The organism is Psychroflexus planctonicus, assembly GCF_014640195.1.
Classification (GTDB): Bacteria; Bacteroidota; Bacteroidia; order Flavobacteriales; family Flavobacteriaceae; genus Psychroflexus; species Psychroflexus planctonicus.
Map to the genome: position 1 here is coordinate 58,431 of NZ_BMGM01000010.1, position 19,503 is coordinate 77,933.

Annotated in this window: 17 protein-coding genes and 1 tRNA gene; 4 read left to right on the top strand and 14 right to left on the bottom strand. The window is 33.3% G+C overall.

Annotated features, from left to right (window positions below):
* Positions 1–387: 387 nt before the first annotated feature.
* The 6 genes from IEV72_RS11060 to IEV72_RS11085 form a co-directional block, all read right to left on the bottom strand.
* Entirely contained in the window at positions 388–1,707 is a 1,320-nt protein-coding gene (locus IEV72_RS11060; RefSeq protein WP_188459181.1) for an HTTM domain-containing protein, read from the bottom strand.
* Positions 1,704–2,639: a bifunctional riboflavin kinase/FAD synthetase gene (locus IEV72_RS11065; protein ID WP_188459182.1), complete on the bottom strand. Its 936-nt coding sequence runs from the start codon at positions 2,637–2,639 to the stop codon at positions 1,704–1,706. The genes IEV72_RS11060 and IEV72_RS11065 overlap by 4 nt, the downstream gene beginning before the upstream one ends.
* A 3-nt stretch (positions 2,640–2,642) precedes the next feature.
* Positions 2,643–3,209: an aminoacyl-tRNA hydrolase gene (pth, locus tag IEV72_RS11070; protein WP_188459183.1), complete on the bottom strand. Its 567-nt coding sequence runs from the start codon at positions 3,207–3,209 to the stop codon at positions 2,643–2,645.
* A 126-nt stretch (positions 3,210–3,335) separates the two neighbouring features.
* The gene (locus IEV72_RS11075; protein WP_188459184.1) at positions 3,336–3,968 is read right to left on the bottom strand and encodes a 50S ribosomal protein L25/general stress protein Ctc; all 633 of its coding nucleotides are present in this window, start codon (positions 3,966–3,968) and stop codon (positions 3,336–3,338) included.
* 72 nt (positions 3,969–4,040) lie between these two features.
* The gene (locus IEV72_RS11080) at positions 4,041–6,824 is read right to left on the bottom strand and encodes a delta-60 repeat domain-containing protein (RefSeq protein ID WP_188459185.1); all 2,784 of its coding nucleotides are present in this window, start codon (positions 6,822–6,824) and stop codon (positions 4,041–4,043) included.
* Between the two features lie 38 nt (positions 6,825–6,862).
* The gene (locus IEV72_RS11085) at positions 6,863–7,804 is read right to left on the bottom strand and encodes a ribose-phosphate pyrophosphokinase (RefSeq protein ID WP_188459262.1); all 942 of its coding nucleotides are present in this window, start codon (positions 7,802–7,804) and stop codon (positions 6,863–6,865) included.
* Positions 7,805–8,117: 313 nt separating this feature from the next.
* On the opposite strand from IEV72_RS11085, the gene IEV72_RS11090 reads away from it, so the two are divergent.
* Together IEV72_RS11090 and IEV72_RS11095 are read left to right on the top strand one after the other, a co-directional pair.
* Positions 8,118–8,363, top strand: a complete 246-nt coding sequence (locus IEV72_RS11090; protein ID WP_188459186.1) for a GIY-YIG nuclease family protein — start codon at positions 8,118–8,120, stop codon at positions 8,361–8,363.
* Positions 8,364–8,379: 16 nt separating this feature from the next.
* Positions 8,380–8,461, top strand: a tRNA-Leu gene (locus tag IEV72_RS11095).
* A 130-nt stretch (positions 8,462–8,591) separates the two neighbouring features.
* Here the strand turns inward: IEV72_RS11095 and IEV72_RS11100 are convergent.
* From IEV72_RS11100 to IEV72_RS11110, 3 genes are all read right to left on the bottom strand, one after another.
* Positions 8,592–10,364 carry a MutS-related protein gene (locus IEV72_RS11100; protein ID WP_188459187.1) on the bottom strand — a complete coding sequence of 591 codons (1,773 nt, stop codon included), beginning with the start codon at positions 10,362–10,364 and terminating at the stop codon, positions 8,592–8,594.
* Positions 10,365–10,465: 101 nt separating this feature from the next.
* On the bottom strand, positions 10,466–12,070 hold the full coding sequence (gene pckA, locus IEV72_RS11105) for a phosphoenolpyruvate carboxykinase (ATP) (protein WP_188459188.1): 1,605 nt from the start codon (positions 12,068–12,070) through the stop codon (positions 10,466–10,468).
* A gap of 59 nt (positions 12,071–12,129) precedes the next feature.
* On the bottom strand, positions 12,130–12,537 hold the full coding sequence (locus tag IEV72_RS11110; protein WP_188459189.1) for a DUF423 domain-containing protein: 408 nt from the start codon (positions 12,535–12,537) through the stop codon (positions 12,130–12,132).
* 73 nt (positions 12,538–12,610) lie between these two features.
* Between IEV72_RS11110 and IEV72_RS11115 the strand changes: the two genes are divergently transcribed.
* A complete protein-coding gene (locus IEV72_RS11115; RefSeq protein ID WP_188459190.1) occupies positions 12,611–13,978 on the top strand; it encodes a saccharopine dehydrogenase family protein in 1,368 nt (455 codons plus the stop codon).
* A 147-nt stretch (positions 13,979–14,125) separates the two neighbouring features.
* On the opposite strand, the gene IEV72_RS11120 is transcribed toward IEV72_RS11115, so the two are convergent.
* The 3 genes from IEV72_RS11120 to IEV72_RS11130 form a co-directional block, all read right to left on the bottom strand.
* Positions 14,126–15,271 carry a geranylgeranyl reductase family protein gene (locus IEV72_RS11120; RefSeq protein ID WP_188459191.1) on the bottom strand — a complete coding sequence of 382 codons (1,146 nt, stop codon included), beginning with the start codon at positions 15,269–15,271 and terminating at the stop codon, positions 14,126–14,128.
* Positions 15,272–15,498: 227 nt separating this feature from the next.
* Positions 15,499–15,663, bottom strand: coding sequence for a hypothetical protein (locus tag IEV72_RS11125; RefSeq protein WP_188459192.1), 165 nt, complete (start codon positions 15,661–15,663; stop codon positions 15,499–15,501).
* 52 nt (positions 15,664–15,715) lie between these two features.
* Positions 15,716–15,871 carry a T9SS type A sorting domain-containing protein gene (locus IEV72_RS11130; protein WP_308420176.1) on the bottom strand — a complete coding sequence of 52 codons (156 nt, stop codon included), beginning with the start codon at positions 15,869–15,871 and terminating at the stop codon, positions 15,716–15,718.
* 153 nt (positions 15,872–16,024) lie between these two features.
* Between IEV72_RS11130 and IEV72_RS11135 the strand changes: the two genes are divergently transcribed.
* Entirely contained in the window at positions 16,025–16,606 is a 582-nt protein-coding gene (locus tag IEV72_RS11135; RefSeq protein ID WP_188459194.1) for a helix-turn-helix transcriptional regulator, read from the top strand.
* A gap of 30 nt (positions 16,607–16,636) precedes the next feature.
* On the opposite strand, the gene IEV72_RS11140 is transcribed toward IEV72_RS11135, so the two are convergent.
* Together IEV72_RS11140 and IEV72_RS11145 are read right to left on the bottom strand one after the other, a co-directional pair.
* Complete coding sequence (locus tag IEV72_RS11140) at positions 16,637–18,010, bottom strand: leucine-rich repeat domain-containing protein (protein ID WP_188459195.1); 1,374 nt, start codon at positions 18,008–18,010, stop codon at positions 16,637–16,639.
* Positions 18,011–18,017: 7 nt separating this feature from the next.
* Positions 18,018–19,493, bottom strand: a complete 1,476-nt coding sequence (locus IEV72_RS11145; protein WP_188459196.1) for a hypothetical protein — start codon at positions 19,491–19,493, stop codon at positions 18,018–18,020.
* Positions 19,494–19,503 lie beyond the last annotated feature (10 nt).

Consider the following 19,503-nt stretch of genomic DNA (forward strand, 5'->3'; position numbering starts at 1 on the left):
TTTGCTAAAATTTCCTCCCTTGAGGGAGGATAAAGGTGGGTGTTCTTTCTCATATATAGATGATTGCTGAATTTTATAATCTAGCTTATTCATTCTGGTTTTACTCAGGTTGTGTTACAAGTTCTCGACTTCACTCGAACTTTATACATCTCAAATTCCTTGATGTTTAAACACATTAATTACTTACTTAAAGTTGACTCAATCACTATGGACTTAAAGCCCATAGGTTTGATTGCAGACTGAAAGTCTGTTTAGCCACGAATACACTAATGATTTTAAAGTACAAACCGTATTTATTGGTGTAATCGTGACATTTAATAAGTTTTTAGAAGCCAAAGCGGATGCACTAAAGTGCATAGTTTTAACTAAATTTGAGACCAATAAATTTTAAAATTTTTCTGGTTTAGGTAACACCCAAGGATTTGGTGTAAAGTAATGAAATTTTGCAGTGGCTAAATCAACATCAGAATCTATCAATTGGTAATATGGCCTTTGGTTTACGCTTATTTTTGTATTCGCATACACTTCTACATCTATTCCTTGGTCTGCAAAATCTTCATGAATGCGCTGTGCCAATTGCCAAATGCAATCCGGTTTAGACATCACTTTGTGCTGGCGCTTGGTTAAATAATCTTCAGTTTTTACACGAATCTGCTCACCCGTTTTTTTGTCAATTACTTTATATTTTGTAATTCCGTGCTTAGAGCGTAACATCATTCGCCAACTTAAACGGTGTCCTTCTTCCGTCCACAACACATCGTTTGGAATAAATCGATGTCTCAAGGGAAGTCCGATTTGAATAACAAACCAAACTATTAAAAACACTTGTACAACTTGAATTTTAGAAACGAATGGCAATTTTACTTCGTTTTTGGTATACAAAGGTTTCTGACTCAAGAAATTTTGATTAATGGTTTCTGCTGAAAAGAAAAACAAAGTAAAAGCTAAAGACATATAAGGAAAAATCCCAATTTGAAAAACCAAACTATTGAATAGGTGAAAGAAAATACTAAATATGAATATAAACATTCGTGTTCGTTTCCACAGTAACAAAGGAATAACTAATAAATCGAATAAAATTCCAACATAAATGATAGATTGATGAGCAAAAGAAGTTTGCAATAAATCTCCAACCCAAATTAAATTGCGTTTTCCAGACATTAGTAATTCTGGAAAAGTTCCATCTAACCAATCTGGATAAAATTTTGCCACCGAAGCAAAAGTGTACACCACCCACAATTGCCCAATAATAAAAATACGTATCCAATTGGGCATACTTAAACTCTTAATATTGGGATTGCGTTTTGCATCAGCTGAAAAGTATTTGTGTGCAGGAGCCAAACACATAAACACCAAGATTAAAATCAATAAATAATAATGATTATTGTATGCTGATTTTTGCATAAAATAAGCCGCCATCCAAAAAATTGTATAGCCAATTATTCCTACACGGTAGCGAAAACCCGTCATGACCATTACGCCAAAACAGCCCATAATTAAAAAATGGGCGTACATATATGGACCTTGCAAAAGCTGCAAGAAATCAAGACCTAAAAAGTTAAAAGTAAACTTTGGATCCACTAAAACTTCTTTCACCCAGCCCGTTGCTATTGCGCCCCAAGCTTCTAAGGTAATAAGCAGTCCAAATATTAATCTAAACACAATTAAGGAAGAATTGTCTATGCGTTTAAACAACCAATTTTTCATTTTGTATTGCTTTTGAAATAGTCTCGGGTGTACAATTCATCTTTTTTCATCGCAACTTTTAAATGTTCAACAGAATCAAAATTAACTTCTCCACGAATTCGCTGTAAAACCTCAATTTGAAGATGTTGTCCGTACAAATCTTTATCAAAATCTAGAAAGTGAATTTCTATAGTTTGTTGCGTTCCACCAACGGTTGGATTGGTTCCAATATTCATCATTCCATTTTGATAAACACCATTTATATTAGACTGTACAATATAAACTCCCTTTTTAGGAATAAGCTTATAATCTTCTTTAATAAGAATATTTGCTGTTGCATAACCAAAGCCTTTTCCCATTCCTTTTCCTCTAACCACTTCTCCAGTGAGCAAAAAGTTACTAGCTAAGTATCTATTGGCTTTTTCAACTTCACCATCTTCTAAAGCTGTTCTAATTTTTGTTGAACTGATGCCCACATCTTCAATATCTTGTTTCGAAATTTCTTCCACTTCAAAATTAAATTGGTCGGCATATTTTTTTAAATCAGAAATATCTGCAGTTCGGTTTCTACCGAAGCGATGGTCGTAACCAATAATAATTTTTTTTGCATTTAACTTTTCAATTAAAAACTCTTCTACATATTGTTGTGCGGTTAATCTTGAAAATGCTCTAGTAAATGGATGGATAATGAGATGCTCTAAGCCTGTGGAAGCCAAAATGTTTTTTCGTTCATCAATGGTATTAATCAAACGCAAATCTGCATTTTGTTGAAGCACCATCCTTGGATGCGGAAAAAAGGTAAGCAATGCAGATTGGTAATTGCTTTCCTTAGCGGAATTTACTAATCTTTCAATAATTTTTCGGTGACCAATGTGCACACCATCAAATGTTCCAATGGTAATAACTGTTGGAATTTTAGCATCAAAAGAAGAAGCTTTAGAATAGGTTTTCACAGTTTATTTTCCGTTAAATTGATTCATGGTTTCATTGATTCCTGCCACCCCAAATTCTTGAATTAATGCAGCAGATTTTTCTAAGCGTTCACGTAGTTTTGAGCGTTCGGTTTCATCCCATTCGCCAAGAACATAATCTATTTGATTTCCTTTTGAAAAAGCATCGCTAATTCCAAATCTAAATCTTGGATACACCGTGGTATTAAGTTTATCTTGAATATCTTTCAAACCGTTATGCCCACCATCACTTCCTTTTTGCTTCAATCGTAAAGTACCAAAAGGCAAATTTAAATCGTCTGTTATAACCAATAAATTGTTGATACTTATTTTTTCTTTTTCTAACCAATAACGGACTGCTTTTCCGCTTAAATTCATAAAGGTTGTTGGTTTTAGCAAGGTAAAATTTTTTCCTTTAAAATTGAATTTAGCAATATCGCCATAGCGTTGCGCTTCAAAAGTAAGGCTTTTCTCGGCTGCTAAAAAATCTACAATTTTAAAACCGATATTGTGGCGGGTTTCAGCATACTTTGCACCTGGATTACCTAAACCAACCACTAATATTTTTTTCATGGAATGAGTTTTAGTTTTTGACTTTTTACTGAAAAGACGAGCCAAAAATTGCATTGAAATATTTTTTGATAAAAATAAAAAAGCATCCTTAAAAAAGGATGCTTTCTATAAATTATTTGAAGCGGTTTATTCTTCAGCATTTTCTTTTGGAGTTTCTTCTCCTCCTTCTGCTGCGTCTTCATCTTCATCGTCTGTTGCGTCAATAGCAGCCACATTTCTAGAAGTTTTAACTTGGCAAATTACAGTATTATCCGGGTGCAAAATGCTATAATCTTCGCTTTGCACAGCAGTAACATATAATTTGTTACCAATTTTAAGTGGAGTTACATCTGCTACAATATAGTCAGGCAAATTACTAGCCAAACCACGAACAGTCATTCTACGTAAGTTGAAACGTAAAACACCACCATTTTTAACCCCTTTAGGAACTCCTTCAGCGTGAACTGGGATTTCCATAGTAATGTCTTGATCATCTTCAAATTGATAAAAATCCATGTGAAGAATTTCATCGGATACTGGGTGAAATTGAATGTCTTGGAGTACTGCATTCATTTTAGTACCATCATTCAGCTCCAATCTAACCGTGTGTACATCTGGTGTATATACCAAATCTTTGAAAGCAACTTCTGGCGCGTTAAAATGAACAACGCTTTTCCCTCCGTAAACTACGCAAGGAACCTCTCCAGCATTACGTAAGGCTTTTGTTGCTTTTTTGCCTACGCTTTCTCTTTTAGATCCTTTAATCGTAAGTGACTTCATTTTGTAATTTTAAATATTATTGTTTAAATCTCTCATTTTGAGTTTGCAAAATTAAGCATATTATATAAAATACTAGTGCTTAACTATTATTTTTTTAGTGCCTGCAACTCTGGAAGTTCTAATTTGTACAAAATAGATTCCATTACTGATACTTTGAGTATTAATTGTTACTTCTTTACTGTAAGGTTTACTTTTAAATAAGGTGTGTCCCTTTAAATCAAAAATTGCTATGTTTTCAATTAACTCAGTATATTTTATAGTGATTTTTTCTTGAGCTGGATTTGGAAAAAGTTCAAAATCTTCGCTTTTAAATCTATTCACATTTAGCGTGTCGCAATCTTCGCTAGCATCATAAGGATCACTACCACAATCCATTTCTTCTTGGTTTGTAAATCCGTCTCCATCTATATCATCATCTCCTTCATCACAAATGCCATCGCCATCCAAATCATCGCCATCATTATTTACATCTCCGCCCGAACCGTCAGGTCCTGTTTGCGAGCAGTCATCACAGCCGTCGTTATCCAAATCTCTACAGATAAAAGGGTCGTTTGGATCAGCATCAAATTCAAGACCAACACCATCATTATCTGAATCGTTATTTAAGGCTCTTGAAATATAGCCGCGTTGCAATTGATTAACATTAGTAAAATACCCACCAAAAATCAAGTCGCCAAATTCATCGACCACCATTGTAGATACAATTCGGTCATCATCTATTTCTGATATTGAAAAGGATGTATCAATAGAACCATCGCTTAATAATCTGGCAATACCATCCGTATCGTGTCCGTCTATTGAAAAGATACGGCCACTTATTAGAATTTTATCATCAGGAGTAAGTTTGATGTCCCAAACTTCTGATATTAAATCGGTATCTTCAAAAGTTGTATCAACCGAACCGTCAGTATTCAATTGAATTATTTTACCTCTGTTTTGACCATTAAAGCTACTTGCATTCCCGCCAACTAAAATTTTTCCATTTGGTTTTACAACAGCTGTTCTCAAATAATTATTTGAGCCAGACCCGATGTCAAAAGAAGAATCATAGGTGCCGTCTGGATTTAAACGCACAATATCAGAACTAGAATTTCCTAAATAGCTACTAAACTGACCCACAAAAATTATTTTGCCATCTGGTTGAATGGCGATTCCTTTTATATCAATAAATGATGGTCCAACAAAAGTTAAGTCTTCTGTACCGTCTGTATTGAGTCTATAACTAAAATTAAGAGTTCTTCTGTTTGTAATAATTTTTCCGTCATCCTGAATAGCTAAGCTAGTAACCGTAGTATTATCTTCAAAAGCATTAGCAAAGCTATTGTCTAAAGTTCCGTTTGCATTAAGTCTTACTACTGCTGGTGTTGTGTTTACATCTGCTAATTCTGAATTTAAGAAAGAACTGGCTACTACTAATTTACCATCATCTTGTACAACTACATCACTTGCACTTCTGTAGGCAAATGTTAAACCAGCATCAAATGATGGATCAACGGTTCCATCAGGAAACAGCCTAACAATTCCAAATCGGGTGTAATTATTAAATTCCTGAAATTGGCCAACAGCTATTATTTTACCATCTGGTTGAACAACGAGTCTCTCTACTATCTTGTTTGCCCCAAAACCAGGATTAAAACTAGCATCTAAAATACCATCTGCATTGGTCTGTGCAATATAGTTTCTACCGGATTTTTGATAAGAATTAAAATCGCCACCAAATATTAATTTGCCGTTACTTCTAAGAAAAATCTCTCTTACTCTTTTATCTGGAGCGAGTCCAGAAAAATAAGATGTATCTAGTGAACCATCAGCATTTAATCGAGCTATATATTCTGAAGGCTCAAACTCAACAGAAGTAAAATTCCCAGCTATAATTAATTTTCCATTGGGCAATAGCTGAATATCATCTATTTCCCGATAACCTGATGTTATTTCTGGCTGAAAAGAAGTGTCTAAGGTTCCATTTTGGCTAAGCTTAGCCAAGAAGCGTTGTGTATTGCTATCAATTTCATCAAAAGGTCCACCTACGTAAATTGAATCATCTGTTAATACAGAAACGCAGTAAACATCATCATCAAAATCTGGTGCGCTAAATGAAGTATCTAAAGTTCCATCCGGCAAAAGTCTAATAACATTTTCAACAGAAGTTCCATTGTAGAAATTAAAATTACCTGCAACTATAATTTTACCATCACTTTGTAGATCAATATCTCTTATATCTGAATCTCCAAATGTTACTAAATTAGAACTCGGATAAGACTCAAATGTAGTGTCTAAAGTTCCATCATTATTAATTCTAGTAATTCCCCTGTTTGATATTCCTAGCTGATTATAAACGCTACCTGCTATTAAAATTTTTCCATCAGGAAGCAGATGACTATCATAAACTAAGTTAGATGTAATTTCAGTAATATCTCTATTGATGCTTCCATCACTGTTTAGTACCATAGCGCTACTTAGGCAAGCTGATGATAATCCGCAATCATATTCAAATTGTCCAGTAATGAGTATTCTACCATCTTGTAGTAAAATAATATTTCTAACTGAAGTAAAGTAAACATCTAAGAGTGGCGATTGAAAGCTGTTATCTATGCTTCCATCTGCAAAAGTGCGAACTATTTTTGGACTAACCGTTGTGTTATAATTGAAAAAACCTCCCCCAATTATAAGTTTCCCATCAGTCTGTTCTGCTATGGCATAAACTCTATTGTTATCTAAAGATCCTGAAACATTGCCATTTGGACCCTTAAAATTTAATTCATTAAAAGGTAAGTCTCCCCAATTAACATCTACAACTCCGTCTTGAGATTGTGCAAAAAATACAGTTAACAAAAAAAAGTATACACAATATCTCATAGAAAAGACTGAATTAAAAATAATTTAATGCAATGAATTTACATTAAAAACTTAGAGCTAATTGACTTGTTGTAGTGTACTGCTTTCATTACGTCTGCAAATAATTCAGCACAACTCACCACGCGTATTTTTTCACTCTTTTCTTTCAGTGGAATACTATCGGTTACTATAAGTTCTTCCAACTTTGAATCTTTTATTTTTTGATATGCATTGCCTGATAAAACAGGGTGTGTACAAATTGCTCTTACACTTTTAGCCCCGCGTTCAATCATTAAATTGGCCGCATGTGTTAAGGTTCCAGCAGTATCTACTAAGTCATCTACTAATACTACGTTTTTACCCGTTACATCACCAATTAATTCCATGTGAGAAATGGTGTTGGCTTTAGCACGTTGTTTGTAACAAATTACCACATCAGATTCTAATGCTTTTGAATATGCGTAAGCACGTTTTGAACCACCCATATCTGGAGAAGCAATAGTAAGGTTGTTTAATCCTAAGTTTCTTAGATAAGGTAAAAATACAGTTGAAGCAAATAGATGGTCTACTGGTTTTTCAAAGAAACCTTGTATTTGATCAGCATGTAAATCCATACTAATAATACGAGTTGCACCAGCGGTTTCTAGCATTTTAGCTACTAATTTTGCCGCAATTGGAACTCTTGGTTTATCTTTTCTGTCTTGTCTTGCCCAACCAAAATAAGGTAAAACAGCAGTAATGTGTCTAGCTGAAGAACGCTTTGCTGCATCTAACATCAGCAGCATTTCCATTAAATTGTCTGAAGATGGAAAAGTTGAGCCGATAATGAAAACGCGCGAACCTCTAACAGATTCTTCAAATGATGGCTGAAATTCTCCATCGCTATAATGAGATGTAATTACTTTACCCAAAGGCATCCCATAATGTTCGGCAATAGCTTCAGCCAATTCTGTGCTTTGGGAGCAAGCAAAAATCTTAGCGACTTTTTCTACATCATTCATAATTAATGTGTTGTGTTGTTGTGTTTTAATTGGCTGCAAAAATAGAAATTTAATCGGAAGTAAAATCGATTATTTTAAATGAATTTAGTGCGTGGTCTATAAATTTATTTACTTTTGCATCTGCAATTGTCAAGTTCTTTTATTGAATTTTTGGAAACAAAAATTGCGACAATTTAGAGATAAGTTGTAGATTTATAAAATTGCTCAAGTGCCTGCCTGCCGTTAGGCAGGGCGGAACTAGTAGACCTTTCTATGACAGGCAGCCCTATCTTCGACAGGCAGGCGCGCTAACTGAAATGTTCTCATCAAAATTATGTTTACTGTTTACGCAATATATAGTCTGAAAAGAAATTATATTTACGTTGGGCTCACATCCAACTTAGAAAATAGACTTGAAAGACACAATGCTGGAAGAGAAAAAACAACAAGACCTTATTTACCTTTTAAAATAATATATACAGAAGTACATCCAGACAGAAAATCAGCTAGAAAAAGAGAAAAATACTGGAAATCTGGAATAGGTAAAGAAAAATTGCTACAATTTAGAGATAAGTTGTAAATTTGCAAACTTAATTGCTCAAGTGGCGGAACTGGTAGACGCGCTGGATTCAAAATCCAGTTCTTTCGGGAGTGCGGGTTCGATTCCCGCCTTGAGTACAGAACAACACCCCAAACAATATTTATTGTCTTGGGGTGTTTTTTATTTATGAATAAAACATATTTTGTTTACGCTACTTCTAGTTCAAAGAAAAACTGTATAATTATGTAGTCAATTTGGTTTAGCATTCTAAACCAAGCCCATTTTTTCTAATAAAAAGGAAGCATTCATGTTTTTACAAACCCCTTCTTTTATTCGGTAATCAAAATGCAATTCGTCGTTGATGATTTCTGCGTCAAAATAGTAATTTTCAATAGTAGAAAATTCATCGGCCAAAGTACATAAGCTTAAATCATGGGTTGCAATAATACCAACTGCTTTTTCTCTGAGCAGTCGTTTCACAAACTTTTGCGCTCCAATGGCTTTGTCTGTAGAGTTGGTGCCTTTTAAAATTTCATCTAAAATAACAAAGTAATTTTCGTTTTCTAAAGTGTCTACAATTTGTTTTAAACGGGTTAACTCTGCATAAAAATAAGAAGACTCATCTGCTAATGAATCTGTGGTACGCATACTGGTAATTAACTTGATAGGGCGGTAAATACATTTTTTAGCACGCACTGGCAAACCTATATTTGCCATGATAATTTGCAAGGCAAGTGTTCTTAAAAAAGTACTTTTACCTGCCATATTTGCCCCCGTTAAAATCACGAAGTTTTCTGTTTGTAAACTTAAATTGTTTGCAACTGCAGTTTCTGTTTCCAATAAAGGATGAATAGCTGCTTCCACATGCAATTGTGTTTTGGCTTGCTCATCAATTGTTGGAAAAACATAATTTTGGTGGTTAAAACTGAAATTCCCTAAACTGGATAAAGCATCGAATTCTGCTATGACATCAAAGGTGCTTTTTACTTTTAAATAATGTTGCTTGATCCAGTTTTCAATTTTATAAGATTGCTGTAAATCCCACAACAAAAATCCATTAAAAACAACACCTAACAACATATTATTTCTTTGTTCTAAATTATCAATATGTTTAGAAAATTTCTTCAAATAAGCAGAAAATTGAATTTGGTCTTGGCTAATTGTAGATTGAATTTCTTTTCCATTTATAGATGTGAACTCAGTTTGTTCGATTAAATCAAGCAATTTTGCATATTGCTGAAAAACACTTTGGGCTTTTCCTGCAAATTGAGACAAGGCATTTACTTTTTTTAGAAAAATACCCGAAATGCCAATCCCTATAAAAAACCAAAGTAAAAATTGACTCCCACTTAAAATCTCAATATAAAAAAGGACAATTACTACTACAGAAAGACCACTAAACACATACGGAATCCAAGACATGAATTGCGGTACAAATTTCTTGTAATTGGTTAACCACGAAAGAATTTTGTCTGTTTTTTCATCTGTTTGCATCAATTTTGCGTGGGCAGCAAAGTCTTGTCGAAAATCAATTTTCTCAGCAATTTCTTTTATTAGTTCTTGTTTTTCAACAATGGCTTCAATATGATTTTCCTGTAGTTTATTTGCTAAACATTTTTCGCCTTCTGGAAGTTGGGTGCGATTCAAGTATTGAAAAAATGATTTATGACCAAATAAATCTGTATCCTGACTAAAAGCATGTTGATCGTTTTGATATTTTTCTCCATCTGGGAAAAAACTGAAATTTGAACGGCTAGTTTTGAATTCTGTTTCATTAATATCAAGTAAAGCTTCTAACTTTTTATTTTGATATTTAAAATTGGAAAACAGGTGAATTAATGCAACAAAAACAGCTATCCCAACAAATAAAATAAGTGCTACCACCCGAAAATCTCCCCAAAATTGATATGCTCCATAAACTACTAAAGCAAAAACAAACAAGCGTAACAAACTGAATATCAATAATTTTTTTTGAACTTTTTTCTTGCTGTTTTTGAATTCAGCTATACGGTTTTGGTAAATCTGTTTGGGATCTGTCATAAAAACAAAAGTAATTTTTTCTACTTAAATAAGGTCAAAATAAAAACGGCCTTTTACAGCCGCTTTATAATGTATAAACTTAAAAAAACTAAACTAAAAAACTATTCAAATTTAGGTGCACCAGCCATGATTTCTGGATTAGCATACTCTTCAAATTTTTCAAAATTATCTTTAAAAGATTTGGCTAGTTGTTTCGCTTTTGCATCATAAGCATCTTTATCTTTCCATGTGTTTCTAGGATTCAACACATCTGCTGGCACATTAGGACAAGTCTTAGGCATGTGTAAGCCAAAGATTTCGTGTTCTTCAAACTCAACTGTACTCAAATTGCCTTGTAAAGCTTCTGCAATCATAGCGCGCGTATACTTTAACTTCATACGGTTTCCTGTTCCATAAGGTCCGCCAGTCCAACCCGTGTTAATTAACCATACGTTTACGCCTGCTTCTCTCATTTTATCGCTTAGCATTTCTGCATAACGCGTTGGGTGTAGCGGCATAAATGGCGCACCAAAACAAGCCGAAAAACTAGGCACAGGCTCGTTAATTCCTGCTTCAGTTCCTGCCACTTTTGCTGTGTATCCGCTTATAAAGTGATAAGCAGCTTGACCCGGGGTTAACTTAGAAATTGGAGGCAATACACCAAAAGCATCTGCTGTTAAAAAGAAAATATTTTTTGGGTTCTCTCCAACCAAATCAGGCTGCACATTATCAATATGCTCTATTGGATAACTTACTCTTGTATTTTGAGTAATGCTATCGTCTTCAAAATCTACTTTAGCATTTTCATCTATACCTACATTTTCTAATATAGCTCCTTTTTTAATAGCTCTAAAAATGTCGGGTTCACTTTCTTCTGTTAAGTCTATTACTTTTGCGTAACAACCTCCTTCAAAATTAAAAACTGTATTTTCTTTAGTCCAACCGTGCTCATCATCACCGATTAGTTTCCGACTTGGGTCTGCAGATAAGGTTGTTTTTCCAGTTCCTGACAATCCGAAGAAAATAGCGGTATCTCCTTCTTCACCCACGTTGGCAGAACAATGCATGGGTAAGGTGTTTTTTTGTGTTGGTAAAATGAAGTTTAATGCAGAAAAAATTCCCTTTTTCATTTCACCAGTATAACCGGTGCCACCGATTAATGCAATTTTGCGTTTAAAGTTAAGGATGGCGAAATTTTTTGAACGTGTTCCATCTACTTCTGGAACAGCTTGAAAATCTGGCGCATTTACAATTTTCCAATCGGCTGTAAAATTTTCCAATTCAGCTTCATTTGGTCGAAGAAACATATTGTAGCAAAATAAATTGCTCCAAGGATATTCATTTACAACGCGAATATTAGTCCGATAATTTTGGTCTGCACAAACATAAGCATCGCGAACGTACAATTCCTTTCCGCTTAGGTAGTTAACCACTTTATTGTATAGTGCATCAAATTTATCACTATCAAATGGCATATTAACTTTACCCCACCAAACATCTTCAGCGGTAATTTCGTCTTTTACTATAAAACGATCATTAGGAGCTCTTCCAGTGAATTTACCAGTATTTATAGCCAATGCGCCAGAATCTACTTCTACGCCTTGACCTTTTTCAACTGTAATTTTGTGAAGTTCTTCTGGGCTTAATTGATAATGCGCAACAGCATTTTTAATCCCAAATTCTTTTTCTAACGAAAACGTTTTCGTTAATTTAGATTTTAAATCCATAAGAAATAGTTATCTATTATATGGCAAACAAATTTAAAGACTTTTATGAAACAGATGCACTAATCTGAAACTTTATTTTTGTTCTTTTTAAAAAAACTGAAAAGCATTACAAACCACGCAATAATTATGAGTGTTCCACCGATTGGTGTGATGAAAGCAATACTTTTAAAATCGAAATTGGTGTAGTTATTTGTCGCTAAAAGATAAATAGAAAATGAAAAAAAGATGATTCCAACAAGCAACAGATAATAAATAGCATTTTTTGCCTTAGGTTGTATTCTTTTTTCGACTCCTAAAAACAAAAGTAATAAAGCATGATACATTTGGTACTTTACTCCTGTTTCAAAACTAGCAAGTGCTTCTGCACTAAGCATTTCTTTTAAAGCATGAGCGCCAAAAGCGCCTAAAATAACCGCTGTAACACCAAAAATACTACCTAGTATTAAAAATTTTCTTTGCCTATCCATGTTTAAGGAATTTTTAAATTTCCTACTTTCGTAGTAAACAAATTTAATAAATTCTAAAAATAATTTTCATTTTATGAGAAATATATTAATTATTGGCGCAGGAAAATCCACTTCATCTTTAATTCGATTTTTAGCTGAAAAAGCTTCAACTGAAAATTTACACATAAAAATAGGTGATGTTCAATTGGAATCGGCACAAAAAATGGCTGCTGATTTTGATACTTGTGAAGCTTTTCAATTGGATGTTTTTGATGATAAACAGCGCCAAGCTGCTATTCAAAATGCAGATATTGTAATTTCCATGCTGCCTGCTCGTTTTCATATTGAAGCGGCTAAAGACTGTTTAAAATTTGGCAAAAACATGGTTACTGCTTCTTATGTTTCTAACGAAATGCAAGCTTTAGATCATAAAGTTAAAGAGAGTAAGCTCACTTTTATGAATGAAATTGGTGTAGACCCAGGTATTGACCACATGAGTGCAATGCAAGTAATAGACCGAATCCGAAACAATGGTGGAAAAATGCTTTTATTTGAATCGTTTACAGGCGGTTTAGTGGCTCCAGAAAGCGATGACAATTTGTGGAATTATAAATTTACTTGGAACCCAAGAAATGTAGTGGTTGCTGGACAAGGTAGCGCTGCTGAATTTATTCAGGAAGGAAAATATAAGTATATTCCGTATCAGCGTTTGTTTAGAAGAACGGAATTTTTAACGGTGCCTGGATATGGACGTTTTGAGGGTTTAGCTAACCGAAATTCTTTAGCATATCGGGAAGTTTATGGATTGGAAAAAATCCCAACTTTGTATCGAGGTACTTTGCGTCGAGTTGGTTTTAGCAAAGCTTGGAATGTGTTTGTTCAATTGGGAATGACAGACGATACTTACCAAATGCAAAATACTGAGAACATGAGCTACCGCGGATTTGTAAATTCGTTTTTACCTTATTCTCCACATGATTCGGTAGAGTTGAAACTTCGCCACAGCTTAAAAATTGATCAAGACGATTTAATTTGGGATAAACTTTTAGAACTGGACATTTTTAATGCCAACAAAAAAATTGGGCTTAAAAATGCAACTCCAGCACAAGCGCTTCAAAAAATATTAGAAGAAAAATGGACGCTAGGAGCTGACGACAAAGATATGATAGTCATGTATCATAAATTTGGATACGAACTCAACGGAGAGAAAAAGCAAATAGACTCTACTATGGTTAGTATTGGCGAAGACCAAAAATATACTGCCATGGCAAAAACGGTTGGAATTCCTGTAGGAATTGCATGCTTAAAAATCCTGAATAAAGAAATAACCAAGACAGGTGTTTTACGTCCTATTTACCCAGAAATTTACGAGCCTATTTTAAAAGAGCTCGAAGATTTTGATATTCAATTTAAAGAAACTGAAAAAGATTATACCGGTTACAATCCTGACCAATTGGATTAATTCAATAAATTGAAATTTTAATAACACTACAATAGGTTTTCTTTTTGAAGCTTTTAAAATCAAAAAAAGTGCTGGGTAAATTACTCAGCACTTTTTTTTGATTTGTTTCAATAAGTTTGAAGTAGAGTTTTTTTCCAAGTAAGTAATTTAGAAAAGAGAAACTTTCAATTTCTGTTTCACTTTCTCTTTAAAGTCGTGTGGATACGTGCGATCGCCCATAAAGATGTCAGTCATATATTCTGCTGCACGTTGACCAAATTTCTTCAACAATAAATTGCGTAAAGTTTTATTTTCGTAAAACAAAGCAGCTAGTTTAACGCCTAATTCCAATTCGGGAATTAATTTATGATTTAGTTTTTCGTTGTATAGTTTTTCTGCTTCAACAAGATTTAAATCACTTTCAGCAATGGCTTCTGCAGCTAATTTTCCGCTGTAGATGGCGTTGGAAATTCCTTCTGCAGTTAAAGGGTCTGCAAAACCCGCAGCATCACCAATTAAAAAAACATTGTGTTTTACAAAGCCATCTTTTCGTGGCGAGATAGGAATAATAAAGCCATGGGCTTGTTCTTCTAAAACGGTTTCAATGCTTAGCATCTTTAAATATTCTTTATAGTTTTCTTTTAAATTGATTTTTTTATTGGATTTGGTAAAATTCCCTACTCCTACCGAAAGATGATTTTTCTTCGGAAAACTCCAGCCATATCCGTATGGAACAACGTCAATATCAAATCTTGCTGATTTAGAAAGACGTTCAAAGTCTTCATCGGGAACTTTTATTTCATATTCTAGTGCAGGACACATCATTCTGGTTTCTTGCCAGCCTGCTAGTTTAGCGGTTGCACTTAAAGCGCCGTCGGCAGCGATAATGAATTTAGCCTGAATTTGTTGGTTAGTTGTAGTTAAAGTGGTGTATTCACTTTGAAAATCTAATGAAATTAATTTTTCACCTTGTAAAACTTCAACTCCAAGTTCTTCTGCCTTTTGCACGATAAGATAATCAAATTCATCGCGCATAATCATGCTAATAATCGGGCTTTTACGGATGGTATTTAAAGCAAATTTTTTGGCGTCGAAACGGATGTCTACATCAAAAAATTCGCGTTCTACTGCTGTTGAAACATCAAATGGCATATTTCTTCTTCCTCTAAAAACAAAGCCTCCACCACAAGTTTTGTATCGGGGTAAGTTTTCTTTTTCGATTATAATGACTTTTAAGCCTTTTTTTGCCAATTGAAATGCAGCACTTGCTCCAGAAGGCCCACTACCTATAACTGCTACGTCATAAATTTCCATGAATTGATTGTATTAGAAAGGGTAAAAATAGACGATTCTAGAAAATACTAAAATTTTCAACTAAAAATAATGAAAAATAGAACTGATTTTGATGAAAATCCAACTCTGTTGAATACTGTTCTTAAACTATTTTCCTTTTCATTTACTATGTTTAAAAACTTCTAGAGTAAAAAAAAGCAGCACTCCTAAAAAGTGCTGCTTTTCACATTGGGTTAGTTAATCCGCTGCTAATTGTCTTTTATTTTTTTGATTCCAAGATAAGCTCCGATGAACAAAGCTAATGGAATTGAAAAATGAATAGGTTCTTCGGGGACATCGTTTACCGTTTCCGAAAAACCTAAAGCATCTTCTAAGCTTTGCGTTTGGGTATTGATGCTAATTAATAATAACATTGCTACACTAAAAACTATTTGTTGTATGTTGAATATTCTACTTTTCGTCTGTTTACTTTTTAATCATTTTTTGAGAGAAGCTAGTTTCTTCACTTTCTACTTTTACAAGATAAACTCCTGCTTCCAATTGATGTAAATCAATCGCTTCATCTGCTGTTTTTACTTTGGTTTGCAATACTTTTTTACCCAACAAAATGTAAAACTGTATTTAAGCAACTACACAAAAGAACAAGAGTTAGCCAATTTAAACCTATTAAATCAGAAGCAATCTTACCAAAATAGACTTTTAAGTATTTTAATTTGTTTCGCTGTAATTAGCCTTATTTTTTATTATTTCTACAAGCGAAAACAAAAGCAAATCATGCTCACTAAAATTCAACTCAATGAAACTGAACATAATAAATTAAAAGCCGAACAAAAGTTAAAAGAAGAATTGATTCTACGTAAAGAACAAAATGAAAAAATACTGAAATTGGCTTTTGATAATGAGTTGAAAGGAAAAGAATTACTTCAATTACAATTGCAACAAAAACAAAATGAAATTGAAGCAGCTCAACTTGAAAAACAATCCAGTGTTAACTTATTAAATGAAGCTTTTTTAGCTTTAAAAGATGAAAAAATAAACGATGCAAGCCTATTGTTGAAGAAACTTCAAACCAATAAAATTATTTCTCAGCAAAACAATAGTTTAAAGGAATTATTCGAATCTATTTCGCCTAATTTTATGCAACGCCTTAATGAAATCAATCCAAATTTAACCGAGCAAGATATTTTATATTGCGCCTTAATTCGGCAAAAACATTCCACAAAACAAATTGCAAATTTTCTAAATGTTTCACCTAAATCGGTCAACCAACATAAATATCGACTTAAAAAGAAGTTGGCTATTTCTAAGGAAGAAAACATCAATGATTTTATTTCAAAAATTGAATTTTCAGCATAATTAAAATCAGAAATAGCTTCAATTCCATTGCTAATTTTCTTCTAAATAAGCATTGTATTCCGTGAGGGTTTCTTTCAGCTGATTTTCGGTTATTGGGTCATCACTTCGGTATTTGTGCATGGAGTAATCTGCTATGGTGATAATTTTGTAATAATTACTTTCTTCAGAAACCTTTTGATGTATGGCAATGTATAAATCATTCAGTTTTTTCAGGCTTTTAATTTCATCAATCTTTCCTTCTGGCTTTGTTAGTTTTAAAATCAATTTCTTTAGGTTTGGATAATTAGAAATGTGATCATTAAAGCTTTCTAATGAACTTAACATACTTAAATGCATGATTTCTAAAGAAGACTTGGAAGCTAAATCTTCAAAACGAAAGTCTAGTGTTTGATTAGGAAAAGCAGTGGTAAGATTTAATTTATTTAAGTTAGGAAGTTGATAGATCGATTCAGGGAATTCTGAAAATCCACAACCTATACTTAAACTCTTTAATGTATTTGGAAACTTAAAGTCTTTTGGTAAATTTATTTCGCAATAGCTTAATTTTCTTGGGCTTTTATTATAACTACTGTTCCCTAATATTAAATGTTCTAATTTGGGTAAATCCTGAATAAAACCAAGGGCTTCAACTTGGTTGTAACCACCCAATAATTTGGGATTAAATCCTATATATAAGTTAGTTAGGTTTTTGAGTTCCCCAACTTCTTTAGGAATGGTTTTCAGTTGGTTTCCTTCTAAATTCAGAAAAGTGAGTTTAGTACATTGTCGAATAGGTTTGGGCACAAAAGATAATTCTTTATACGATAAATCCAATTGAGTTATGGTATCTGGTCGATTAAAAATAGCCATCATCTCAGGTGAAAATGCTTCAATTGGCGATGTATAAAATTCTTGATCTGGGTCTGGCAAATCGGCTATAGTAGTAAATTGAAAAGGTATTAAAGTAGCTCCAGTTTCTTCATGAATATAACCCCATTTTCCATTTTTTTGAGCTGCTATCATAATGCTCCAAGAATAATCAGATTCAATAATGGCTAATTTATCATAAGTGCATCGAATACTTTCTAGCGACCCATCATTACTCCATGGACTTAAAATCAAACCATATTTCTGGTTTTTTTTTACAATGGTAAAATTTGGGCTTTGATCAAAAAAACCTAAACTGTCATACTTAAAAGGAACGAGTTGTTGTGGTTTACCTTCGCCAAAACCCTGGAACATTCCCCATTTTTGAGTCTTCTTTGAGCGCGCAATAAAAACACCATCGCCATTGAATGAATCTTGCACTATACTGTCTGCTCTTAATGTACGTTGCAAACCTTTTAAATTATCATTTGGCTGAGCTAACAACTGATTAGCAAAAAACATGGTTACAAAACTGAATATTAAAAATTTACACTTCATGCTATCATCAATTTAATTCATCTAATAATGCGTTGTTTTTGTCTCTAACTTTATAGTAAAAATCTGCTGGATAGCCCGCTTCTTCTAATCTTGCAAAGTCGGATAAATTGTCTTGCAAAATTTGTTTTGCTTGTTCTTTGTTTCCTAATAAATTATATAAGCTAGCAACTTGAAAGGCAAAATCGTTGTACTTAACTTGGTACTCAAGTTCATCATAACTTATTTCAATGTAGCCAGACAAATCTGTAGTGTTTTTTTTAAGTTCTTTTTTGTATTCCAAAAGTTCCTTCAGAATTTCTTGTGCTTTTGGGTTGTTATTGAGTCGGACTTCTAATTCTCCTAACCTAGCTTGTAACATTTTAGCTCCATAGGTATTATTTTGTTCCAGCTGAAGCTGAACTAATTGGTTTGTAAAAAATTTAGCTTTATCCCAGTTGCTATTATCATAAGAAATACCGTAGCCAACAGAATTTAAAGCAAAAAGGCTTTCAAATTGAAGATGTTCAGGATTTTTAAGCAGCCGCTCGCTAGCTTCTAAAGCCGAATCCAGTTTTGAATCTCCAAGTAATTGATCTATGTAAGTTGCAAAAATTTGTTCCCATTTTTTGATGGTCTCCAAATCATTAGCTTGATCAAAATTTAATGTATTAAAATGATGGACAAGTAAATTGAAGCCTTGATCAGATAAGTCTATATAAGCCAAATCATTCACATCAAAAACTAATAAGTCTTCCCATTTTAAGTAATTAATTTCTGTTTTTTTTAATTCGCTTTTGTCATACAAACTATAAGTTATTTTCTGGTATAGCGTATCCTGATTATTTATAATTTGAAAAGCAGTAGGTCCCATTTTCTCTTTATCCAGTATTTTGAAGTCACTTTTCATTTGGTAATCAACCACAGAATCTTTTGTATTTTGATCTACACTAAATACTTTAAAAAACGTATTCTGAATATTTCGTTTTTTATATTGCATCTCAGATATCTCAAAATAATCACGATTATCTTGTGATTCGTTGTGCTTGATAGATTCAATTAAATAGTCATTTTTATTGTAGGTATAATTTACAGTAGAAATCTCTCCTGAAGATTCATCTTCAAAAAAATCGTATTCTTGATATACTTTACTCAACTTTGGGTAAATGCTTTTGTGATTTTCTATAACTTCCTCTAAGACGTAATTCCTTATTTCACCCTGTTCAGAAAATTTCGTTATAATTTGTTGAAGTGTATCATCTTCGTACAAATAATACTTTGTTTGTTCAAAATTTGGATTTCCAAATACAGATTTTGACAACAATCCGTTGGGATAATAAACAAGTTCCGTTTTTGATGTATTGATAGTATCTAAACTTTGGTCTGTATTGTAATATATTACTTTTTTTACAGGCTGATTATCATATTGGCTCCACTGATTTTGGGCATTAACGAAAAGAGTAAAAAGAAATAAGTTCAAACCGAAATAAATGTAAAAGGCTTTCATACACCATAAA

Bases quoted from the DNA above. Each gene is read 5' to 3' on its own strand.
- IEV72_RS11060 (WP_188459181.1), bottom strand. From the start codon at position 1,707: ATGAAAAATTGGTTGTTTAAACGCATAGACAATTCTTCCTTAATTGTG.
- pth (WP_188459183.1), bottom strand. From the start codon at position 3,209: ATGAAAAAAATATTAGTGGTTGGTTTAGGTAATCCAGGTGCAAAGTAT.
- IEV72_RS11075 (WP_188459184.1), bottom strand. From the start codon at position 3,968: ATGAAGTCACTTACGATTAAAGGATCTAAAAGAGAAAGCGTAGGCAAA.
- IEV72_RS11080 (WP_188459185.1), bottom strand. From the start codon at position 6,824: ATGAGATATTGTGTATACTTTTTTTTGTTAACTGTATTTTTTGCACAA.
- IEV72_RS11085 (WP_188459262.1), bottom strand. From the start codon at position 7,804: ATGAATGATGTAGAAAAAGTCGCTAAGATTTTTGCTTGCTCCCAAAGC.
- IEV72_RS11090 (WP_188459186.1), top strand. From the start codon at position 8,118: ATGTTTACTGTTTACGCAATATATAGTCTGAAAAGAAATTATATTTAC.
- IEV72_RS11100 (WP_188459187.1), bottom strand. From the start codon at position 10,364: ATGACAGATCCCAAACAGATTTACCAAAACCGTATAGCTGAATTCAAA.
- pckA (WP_188459188.1), bottom strand. From the start codon at position 12,070: ATGGATTTAAAATCTAAATTAACGAAAACGTTTTCGTTAGAAAAAGAA.
- IEV72_RS11110 (WP_188459189.1), bottom strand. From the start codon at position 12,537: ATGGATAGGCAAAGAAAATTTTTAATACTAGGTAGTATTTTTGGTGTT.
- IEV72_RS11115 (WP_188459190.1), top strand. From the start codon at position 12,611: ATGAGAAATATATTAATTATTGGCGCAGGAAAATCCACTTCATCTTTA.
- IEV72_RS11120 (WP_188459191.1), bottom strand. From the start codon at position 15,271: ATGGAAATTTATGACGTAGCAGTTATAGGTAGTGGGCCTTCTGGAGCA.
- IEV72_RS11125 (WP_188459192.1), bottom strand. From the start codon at position 15,663: ATGTTATTATTAATTAGCATCAATACCCAAACGCAAAGCTTAGAAGAT.
- IEV72_RS11135 (WP_188459194.1), top strand. From the start codon at position 16,025: ATGCTCACTAAAATTCAACTCAATGAAACTGAACATAATAAATTAAAA.
- IEV72_RS11140 (WP_188459195.1), bottom strand. From the start codon at position 18,010: ATGAAGTGTAAATTTTTAATATTCAGTTTTGTAACCATGTTTTTTGCT.
- IEV72_RS11145 (WP_188459196.1), bottom strand. From the start codon at position 19,493: ATGAAAGCCTTTTACATTTATTTCGGTTTGAACTTATTTCTTTTTACT.